This window comes from Enterobacter cloacae complex sp. IR5458, assembly GCF_049238025.1.
Lineage (GTDB): Bacteria > Pseudomonadota > Gammaproteobacteria > Enterobacterales > Enterobacteriaceae > Enterobacter > Enterobacter kobei.
Window position 1 is genome coordinate 6,688 of record NZ_JBMKIF010000058.1, and the last position, 8,323, is coordinate 15,010.

General features: G+C 49.7%; 9 protein-coding genes and 1 pseudogene. 3 read left to right on the forward strand and 7 right to left on the reverse strand.

Going from position 1 to position 8,323, the window contains the following annotated elements:
* The 6 genes from ACOTYN_RS24585 to ACOTYN_RS24610 all read right to left on the reverse strand — a co-directional run.
* On the reverse strand, window positions 1-290 hold a 290-nt coding region (locus ACOTYN_RS24585; RefSeq protein ID WP_421634781.1), incomplete at its 3' end, for an aminotransferase class I/II-fold pyridoxal phosphate-dependent enzyme.
* Window positions 291-489: 199 nt separating this feature from the next.
* Window positions 490-1,515 (reverse strand): ExeA family protein, encoded by a 1,026-nt coding sequence (locus tag ACOTYN_RS24590; protein WP_370375586.1) that lies wholly within the window; start codon window positions 1,513-1,515, stop codon window positions 490-492.
* Window positions 1,448-3,109 carry an IS481 family transposase gene (locus ACOTYN_RS24595; RefSeq protein WP_033488203.1) on the reverse strand — a complete coding sequence of 554 codons (1,662 nt, stop codon included), beginning with the start codon at window positions 3,107-3,109 and terminating at the stop codon, window positions 1,448-1,450. The genes ACOTYN_RS24590 and ACOTYN_RS24595 overlap by 68 nt, the downstream gene beginning before the upstream one ends.
* Window positions 3,093-3,653, reverse strand: a complete 561-nt coding sequence (locus tag ACOTYN_RS24600; protein ID WP_021242984.1) for a recombinase family protein — start codon at window positions 3,651-3,653, stop codon at window positions 3,093-3,095. Before ACOTYN_RS24600 ends, ACOTYN_RS24595 begins: the two co-directional genes overlap by 17 nt.
* 338 nt (window positions 3,654-3,991) lie before the next feature.
* Complete coding sequence (locus ACOTYN_RS24605) at window positions 3,992-4,468, reverse strand: DM13 domain-containing protein (protein WP_001567386.1); 477 nt, start codon at window positions 4,466-4,468, stop codon at window positions 3,992-3,994.
* A gap of 92 nt (window positions 4,469-4,560) precedes the next feature.
* Entirely contained in the window at window positions 4,561-4,827 is a 267-nt protein-coding gene (locus ACOTYN_RS24610) for a DUF1471 domain-containing protein (RefSeq protein WP_001567387.1), read from the reverse strand.
* 140 nt (window positions 4,828-4,967) lie between these two features.
* Here ACOTYN_RS24610 and ACOTYN_RS24615 point away from each other — a divergent pair, with 140 nt between their 5' ends.
* A complete protein-coding gene (locus ACOTYN_RS24615; protein ID WP_001567388.1) occupies window positions 4,968-5,588 on the forward strand; it encodes a TetR/AcrR family transcriptional regulator in 621 nt (206 codons plus the stop codon).
* A gap of 460 nt (window positions 5,589-6,048) precedes the next feature.
* On the opposite strand, the gene ACOTYN_RS24620 is transcribed toward ACOTYN_RS24615, so the two are convergent.
* Window positions 6,049-6,918, reverse strand: coding sequence for a DMT family transporter (locus tag ACOTYN_RS24620; protein ID WP_001567390.1), 870 nt, complete (start codon window positions 6,916-6,918; stop codon window positions 6,049-6,051).
* Window positions 6,919-7,158: 240 nt separating this feature from the next.
* On the opposite strand from ACOTYN_RS24620, the gene ACOTYN_RS24625 reads away from it, so the two are divergent.
* Both ACOTYN_RS24625 and ACOTYN_RS24630 read left to right on the forward strand, forming a co-directional pair.
* Window positions 7,159-7,911 carry an alpha/beta hydrolase family protein gene (locus ACOTYN_RS24625; protein ID WP_004729622.1) on the forward strand — a complete coding sequence of 251 codons (753 nt, stop codon included), beginning with the start codon at window positions 7,159-7,161 and terminating at the stop codon, window positions 7,909-7,911.
* Window positions 7,912-7,937: 26 nt separating this feature from the next.
* Window positions 7,938-8,251: pseudogene (locus ACOTYN_RS24630) on the forward strand (Tn3 family transposase); the annotation flags it as partial.
* Between the last annotated feature and the right edge of the window lie 72 nt (window positions 8,252-8,323).

An 8,323-nucleotide genomic window follows, 5' to 3' on the forward strand; every position in this document is an offset into this window, starting at 1 on the left:
CGACGCTGACTGTATTCACCCGCCTTTTTAAACGGGCCATATGAAGGCGTCATAATAAGAATACTGTCATCCATGTCGGTCAGAAGCGGGACGAGACGGTTCAGCGCGGGAATAATGCCCGGAGACAGCACAATGTCTTCCGTTTTGAAACGGTGACCATATTGTCGCTCACACCAGCTGCCAAAGATCTCATAGTATTCTTCGTCGTAGATTTTAGTGTAGCCGAGTATTTTTCTATCCAGACGGTCTCTGATGGCCTGAAGAATCGGCTCTGGTGTGGCAAAAGCCATGTCAGCAACCCAGAGGTTGATTAGCTGTAACGGCTCGCAATCGAAATCCCCCGGGCTCGCAATCAGCGCAATTTTCGGCTCAGATTAAGTGACAATGAAAATCCTCCCGGGCTCACATTAAGTGACAATGAGCTCGCGTTTATCTTTTTCGGCTCGCATTCCATTTCCTTCGGCTCACAATAACTGCAAATGAAATTCGTCATATCGGGAGCCCCACCGCCAGCATCCTGTCCCGCAGTTCTGCTGTTCGAGCAGGGTCGAGCTGATGGTTGAACATGGCCCTGATTTCTGCCGGTTTGGCATCAAACTGCTCCACCATGTCTTTCAGTCGATAACCATGACGCGTTAATGTCGGCTCCAAATCGTCAAGCTGGCGGGAAAGTACCGATTCAACCAGGGCGGCGGTTATCGGCTTTTCTCCCGTCTGATAACCGGCCTCCAGGGCCAGCGTCAGATGTAGTTGAACCTGAAGTGGGGTACGTAGTTTCATCGCCAGCAGGTCGAGGGCGTCGGCGGTCAGAATGTCTTCCGGCTTGCCTTTCCCCATACTGGTTTTCAGTAGCCACTGAATATATTCCCGTTGGCTACCGGTGATCCCATCCAGCGTAAAGATATCCGTGCGATAACCGATCTCCTCCATAGTCGGGCGTCGCAGGTCATTGCGCAGTTTGGGGTGACCGGCCAGAACAACCGACAGCCGGCCGCCACCGTCCTCCACAACTTCCATCAGCCTTTTGAGTCCGATCAGTGTATGCCCGTTCAGGTCATGCGCTTCATCAACAAACAATGCCACTGGCCGCTTTCCTTTTTTGACCAGTTCCTGTAACTCACGCTCGCGTCGTTCGCCCTGTTTGGGGATCTGAACCTGTTTATCCTGCGTCAAATCGTAAAAGAGCGCGTTGATGAGCGTGGCCAGTTTAATATTGTGCTTTTCAATCGACAGGGAGCGAGCTACGGTAATTTTATTTTCCTCCCTGAGACGCTGCTGCAAACGCCGCAGAGTGACTGTCTTGCCGCTGCCAACCACACCACAAACGGCAATTAACCGGCCTTCGTGGATAGCACCGCGGATATCCTTGATAAGCTGCTTATGGTGAGCCGTCTCATAGTAACCGGCCTGATCGATTGGTTGCGCCAGTCCATAATGTTCCATTACCTCAACCCGCATGATCCTCTCCTGATTGGGTGTTGCGGAAATACTCCCTGACCCGGGCAAATACCTCACTGCGGATCAGCGTGTCTGTCAGTACTTGGTCGATAAACGCCTTGTCTTCATCCGATAATTTCGCCAGCGGTGTGGCCAGATCAGCCGCAATAGCCAGCTTCGCTGCCACCGGGGTAGGAAAACAGTATTCAAACGCTGTGGACTCGAAGGGTTGATGTGGCAACACCCGCGTGCTCTGAACGCTATCGGCCACCAGTTTGAGGTCACAACCGGACAGGGCGCTGATAGGTAAGTTCAGTTGCCGAGCCAATGACTGGATACGGTCTGCCCGCACCGCTGCTTTTCCGCGTTTGAATGCCCGATAGCGGTGCAGAGGTATCGGGCCGGAAACAGGAAAATAAGGCCCCCACTTTTCACCGTCAAACTCCACGAACATTTCGTCATCAAAGAGGCCCCACAGCAGGATAACAGTTTCACCCGCCATGTCGGGTTCGACTTCGTAAGCTGTCCCGTCAATCGTTATGCGGGCATCGATACCCACCTTGCGAGACTCCGGCTCCCGGGCAAAGCGACAGTACTGTTCCCAGGTGCACATGTCCTGCACTCCCTTTGGTGGCAAATGCATCAGCCAATCTTCCTCACGGGAATGCTTTTCGCTGCGATGTCGTTGTGCGTTATAGCGTATCAGGTAGTTCCAGAGCCATTCATTCGCCTGCTGTTCAGTCTCCGGCTTATGAAAATGATACAGCGTTTCGTGGGCTTCTTTGACGGAACGGAACGGGCGCTCAACCTTGCCTTTTGACCGGGCTGTGGTGCGGGTGCCATCCTTGCCTGCCGGCATATGTGTCTGCCAGTCAATCTGCAGCGCCTGCATCACATTCTGGAAGACATGGCTTTTCGCCACCGGGCCATTATCGAGGTACAGCATTTTCGGTCGCCCCTGGAGAGACATCTCCGGATGACTTTTAGGCGCCATGGCATTAAACAGAAAACGCAAGGCAGACTCCGCATCTTCGCCATACACACAGCGGTATTCCTGGTAATTAACCCCGCTGCGATCGTCCACCACGCTGAATAACATCAGGGTAGGTTGTCCACGGGCCGGATCAATCCACTCAGGACATTCGATATATTTGAGATCAGAGGGCGACATATCGAACTGCCAGCAGTCATTACTGCACTCAGCCTGGAACCGCGCTGCCGGTGGCTCCCGTAACAGACGTGAGTGATCGAGTCGGAACAGGGACAAATAGCGGTTAACCGTTGGCCTGCGCAACAACCCCTTTGGAAGTTTAACCAGCCCCTGAGTCGTTTCCACACCATGTTCTTCGAGCAACTGAATGGCACGCGTCGTGGACAGATGACGACCGGCTTTATTGGTGGTACGTAATTTCAATGCAGCGATCAGTTCACAATAATATTCGAGTTCGGACGGCGGCAGTATCCGGGGTTTCCCGTGATCACGCCGGTGTGCAATGTGAGGTTTCTGGAAGGCACGGAGTGTACGATAGACGGTGGTGACGGAAATGCAATAGAGTAGCGCCATCGCGGTGATCTGGGCCGCGCGTTCCGGACTTTTTGGTGGCAGACGGTCAAGCCGTTGTCGCAGTTGCAACAAAGAATCGGTTGGAATGGCCTTACGCCGGCTGCTCATCGCGGTCCAGCACACGATAGACCGAGGCTCGACCGATCCCCAGTTGGCGAGAAATCGCCGTTGCGCCCATTTTCTCTTCAACGTACAACCGACGGACCTCAACAGGATCGATGCGCGGTTTGCGCCCCTGATAAACCCCGCGGGCTTTTGCGGCAGCGATACCTTCCAACTGGCGTTCACGGCGCAGGTTGGTTTCAAACTCAGCGAAGACACCCAGCATATCCAGAAACGCCTTACCTGCTGCGGTGCGCGTATCCACAGGTTGTTCTGTTGCCTTGAGGGTAATGCCCTGCTGATTCAGGGCATACACGATATCCTGCAAATCTTTAATGCTACGGGCCAGGCGATCGACTCGCGTGACAATCAGCGTGTCTCCCTTACGCAGAAAATCCAGCAACAGTTGCAGCTCAGTTCGTCCATCGCGGCTGGTCCCGCTCGCTTTTTCTGAACGGATGATTTCGCAGCCAGCGGCGCGAAGCGTCTGTATTTGCAAATCCAGATCCTGGTCGTTGGTTGAAACCCGGGCATAACCGTAAAAAGCCATTGTTATGAAAAATGTCTCGTTAGACTCTAGATGAGGAAAACGTAACATGCAGATGAGACAAAAACAATCCAAATGAGACAGAAAAACTGTCTCACCAAACTGTATGCTTTGGGTGCACCCATAAAATACGATTTTACTCCATGAGATTTGCTGACTGAATTGCAGTACGCCAGACGACCCCATATGGGTAAATGGATATTCCAGTTTATCTATTTTGACAGAGTCTTAAGGTCCGATAGCCTTAATTGCGAGCGTATCCGGTGATCATTGCGCCAGTCACACAGAGAGCGTCATGATCTGTTTGCGAAAATAACTCCAGTAACCCGTGTTTTACCCCACTACCTGTATTGGGCTGAACCAATAAATTGCTCGAATTTTTCGCACCAGATTTGCACAGTGGTGTATTCATCAATATTGACACCATTTGGCAGGTTCTTTTTGAAGTTGCCGTAGTTTTTCAAATCACCTATATATAATGATTCTTCTTTTATTTTTAAAAATGAATTACGATCATCAGCCTGGGTTTTGGTCAGATAGATCTTGTAATCCGGACCTGGAGCAATGCTACCTTCAAATGCGATTTCTTGATCGGAGACATACAGCTTTCCATCAACCCAGTGAACAGCATTACTCCCTTTTTGGTTTTTAAAAAATGCCCCCGTGTAGCGGGCATTATTTTTAACTTCCTTAATTTCATCAGCACTGGAGTTTTTCTCAGCGGTGAGGATAGGCAGTACATAGATACCGACACCGAAACCCACGCCAAATAAAGCCAGGTGCGAAGCAAAAAACAGCGCTTTAATGTTTGTTTTCATAATATTTTCCTTTGCGTATGTAAAAAGCCATAAGGGTTCTGTAGCCACACATCCCTTATGTAACAGATTAACTTGTCAAATTTATGTTGCAGCTAAGCGCCTGCATTGTCGTATAGCGTTGCAGTGGCATATCCATGGGCATTGGTATTTAAATAAGTGATGCGGAAATAATCGGCGCCTGATTTTTCTGCTTTTGCTGCAAGCTTGCTAGTCAACTCATCAATCGTGCCACCTGAAACACTGATGCTCCCAAGGCGAAGCAATTCGCACTGGTGAGAATTGTTGATTTCGGTTGATGCCTGTGTCAGCACGGGCAGGATGCTCAGACTCAATATTGCAGCAATAATGAACTTTCTCATACGCCTATCCCGTTCGTATTTTGTAGTGATCAATAAAAAATATAAGGTAAATATTTCAGTGATGCAATTGTTTTTTAGCGATAACTATAAAACATGATACTATGAACATAATGATTAAGTTAAAAGATAAGGCTATCTCCATGATTGAAAAGAAAAAAACTGGCAGGCCAAAACTCATCTCATCAGATAAGCTGGCGGAGGCGTTATTTCAGGTTTTTGCGCAAAAGGGATATGCCTCAACCTCGATAGCAGACCTGACCCATGTAACCGGAATGAAACCTCCATCGCTGTATCTGGCCTTCGGTAACAAAGAGGGGATGTATGCGGCGGCGCTTATGTATTACCGCCAGCACTGGTTGGGGGGGCTGGAACAGTGTCTGCAGGATCAAACACAAACTTTCGAACAACGGATGCGTCATTTTCTTCATGACGCCTTTACGTTGTTCAGTTGTGACGGTAAACCGTTGGGGTGCGCCATGACCTTTTCCGCACTGGCTTTCCAGATTGATGAAGGAGGCCTTGCCGCACAATTACGCGATGAAAGGCAGGCATTTACCCAGTGGCTGGAAAACGAAGCGCGAGAGGCGCAGCAATGTGGAGAGCTGCCTGCTTACCTTGCTCCTGAAGCGTTTGCCTGTTTTATTATCACACTGGAAAAAGGGTTGGCGTTGACGGCGCTGGAGCGTCCGAAATCTGAGGTGGTGAAAGAGATGATTGAAAGGGTCTTGACAGCCCTGTTTCGCCAGCATAAGAAGCAATAAATTATCTACTGGTGACGCAATGGGAGAATTTTCATTTGCATTTATTGTGAGCCCGAGGCAATGAATGGCGAGCCGGAAAAGATAAACGCGAGCTCATTATCACTTAATGTGAGCCTGTGAGGATTTTCATTGTCACTTAATCTGAGCCGAAAATTGCGCTGATTGCGAGCCCGAAGGATTTCGATTGCGAGCCGTTACAATTAGCCCTTCTGCCGGATACCGCATTGCAAATTCGGACTGTCCCGAAAACAGGTATTCCCGCCAGCCGTCCACGGTGAGACTGTCTGTTTTCTCTCTGCTTACGTACTCATCAAAATCATATTTCATTTCATAAACCTGCCTTAGGTGTAGTCAGAAACGTCGACCTCAGTATTACTGTCAGTCTGATGCCGGAGCGGGAAAACTGGCTCGTGTGATTAACATAAGAGAATCATCACAACTGCATGAATTAATTGCGTTATTAAGGTTCTCTCGCCTTTGTCATCGACTGACGGGGGGATTTCTCGCGTGTCACCATCACAATGCCAGTCAGCACCGCCAGGGCAGAAAATATCGTTCTGACCGTCAGTGATTCATCCAGGAATACCACACCCCCTAGCATTGCCAGACAGGGAACGCTGAGCTGAAGGGTACTGGCGGTGATAGAGCCGAGAGAGGGTAAAAGGGTATACCACAATACATATGCACCGGCTGAGGCGGCGGCACCGGACAGCAATGACAAAGCAATGCCCGCAGCATCATAGTGACCCTGCTTCATAAACAGCAACGAAAGAGCGAGAGCCATCGGCGTGGCGAGTACAAAATTTGCCGCCGTTGAAGCCCCGGCCGCCTGGCCCGCCCTCCCCCTGACGGAATAGGCGGCCCAGGCTAATCCGGCAACGATCATCATAAGTGCACTGTAAAGCGGCGGTGCCTTCGCCCCGGGTAACAGCAGGGCAGCAATTCCTGCCAGAGCAATAACTAAACCGCAAGCCCGCATAACGGAGAGTGATTCCCCTTTAAATAATCCGTGGATCACCATCGCAAACTGTACGGCACCAAAAAGTAACAGCGCACCTGCCCCGGTATCGAGATGGATATAGGCGACAGAGAAGAGCACTGCGTACACCATGAGGTAAAATCCGCTCAGCGGACGCCACAGCGATAATGTAGTTTTTGCGTGATAAAACAAGAAAGGTGACAGGACGAGTGCACCACTGGCCAGCCTGAGGCTGCTGAATGAAAGGGGATCAATGTGGCCTCCCTGCAGGGCCAGACGGCACAGAATAGAGTTTGCAGCAAACGCCAGCATTGCCAGGGATATTTTAAGAATGAGCGCGCAATTGGCCATTCAGTGAGACCTCATAAAATTCTTGTAAACTACCATCTAGTTGGTAGCATAGCGTAAGTGATCACCGAACAGGAAGCAATAATCAGCTTTCAAACTGGAAGGTGAGGACAGGCATTCGGAATGAATTCTGTTTCACATCCCCAGTAGAGGAAGGAAAACGCGTAATGCCAGATGCAGAGCAGAAGATTATTTTTCCCTGCGATCAAACATATGAAATCAGTTTAAGACCTGGAATATCCTATGAAAAAACTAAAATTTACGTTCAAAAATGCGGCTGGTGAAGAACTGGCCGGATTGCTTGAACTTCCTGAAAATCCTAAAGCGTTTGCGCTGTTAGCTCATTGTTTTACGTGTGGCAAAGACCTCAAAGGCGCGGCGCGTATTGCGCGGAAACTGACAGAGAATGCTATCGCCGTTCTCCGGTTTGATTTTACTGGTCTGGGAAACAGCGAAGGGGATTTTTCCAACACCAACTTCTCATCCAATATTTCGGACCTGCTTTGCGCGGTAGATTATCTCCGCCGACAGTACGAAGCGCCTTCTTTGCTCATCGGCCATAGCCTGGGGGGATCGGCCATTCTGTCTATTGCCGGCGAAGTTCCTGAGGCAAAGGCCGTTGTCACCATAGGATCACCCGGAGAACTGACACACGTAAAACGTCTTTTTAAGGATGATGTTGAAAACATTAACCAGCATGGAGCCTATCCCGTTGAGCTGGCCGGGCGGGTATTTACCTTAAAGAAACAGATGCTGGACAATATTCAGGAACACAAAATCGCTCATAAGGTGTTCGCCATGAACAAGCCTCTGCTTATTTTTCATGCGACTGAAGATGATACTGTGTTAATTGAGCAGGCCGAAAAAATATTCAAAGCAGCAAAGCATCCCAAGAGTTTCATTTCGTTGGGTAAGGCGGATCACCTTCTGACTCATGCTCAGGATGCTGAATACGTTGCCGATATCATTATATCGTGGAGCGAATGTTACCTATAAACAGAGTAAATGCGTTCAAACTCGTAGCGCAGAGGGCGATTTTCTGCAGAGATCGGACGCTGTTTATGCTGGACTGATTTTGCGATAAAGGCTTAGGCCGATGCATACAGGCGGGGCTGAATAAGGGTGAGGCCCTTGGGCGAGCATCCTTCATGCACCGGCTGAATGAAATCAGGGATCTGGGGGTGGGAGGATCAGCGTTACCACGCCACCGGCGCTGACACTACATACGGCGGCGATAACACTCTGGAATACGGTTTATATAGAAAGAACCATTGAGCCGCTTAAGCAAAAAGGAGTCCCTGTTAATGAACTGCTGGTCTCTCATCCTTCTCCACTGCTGTACAAAATATAGTCTTAGCGTGGGATAATTAATGAGATGGTCACTCCCTCCTTCCCGGTACTATGCTGA

What these genes read in the sequence shown, in the direction of transcription:
- ACOTYN_RS24595 (WP_033488203.1), bottom strand. Translation starts at nt 3,109, where the DNA reads ATGAGCAGCCGGCGTAAGGCCATTCCAACCGATTCTTTGTTGCAACTG.
- ACOTYN_RS24600 (WP_021242984.1), bottom strand. Translation starts at nt 3,653, where the DNA reads ATGGCTTTTTACGGTTATGCCCGGGTTTCAACCAACGACCAGGATCTG.
- ACOTYN_RS24605 (WP_001567386.1), bottom strand. Translation starts at nt 4,468, where the DNA reads ATGAAAACAAACATTAAAGCGCTGTTTTTTGCTTCGCACCTGGCTTTA.
- ACOTYN_RS24610 (WP_001567387.1), bottom strand. Translation starts at nt 4,827, where the DNA reads ATGAGAAAGTTCATTATTGCTGCAATATTGAGTCTGAGCATCCTGCCC.
- ACOTYN_RS24615 (WP_001567388.1), top strand. Translation starts at nt 4,968, where the DNA reads ATGATTGAAAAGAAAAAAACTGGCAGGCCAAAACTCATCTCATCAGAT.
- ACOTYN_RS24620 (WP_001567390.1), bottom strand. Translation starts at nt 6,918, where the DNA reads ATGGCCAATTGCGCGCTCATTCTTAAAATATCCCTGGCAATGCTGGCG.
- ACOTYN_RS24625 (WP_004729622.1), top strand. Translation starts at nt 7,159, where the DNA reads ATGAAAAAACTAAAATTTACGTTCAAAAATGCGGCTGGTGAAGAACTG.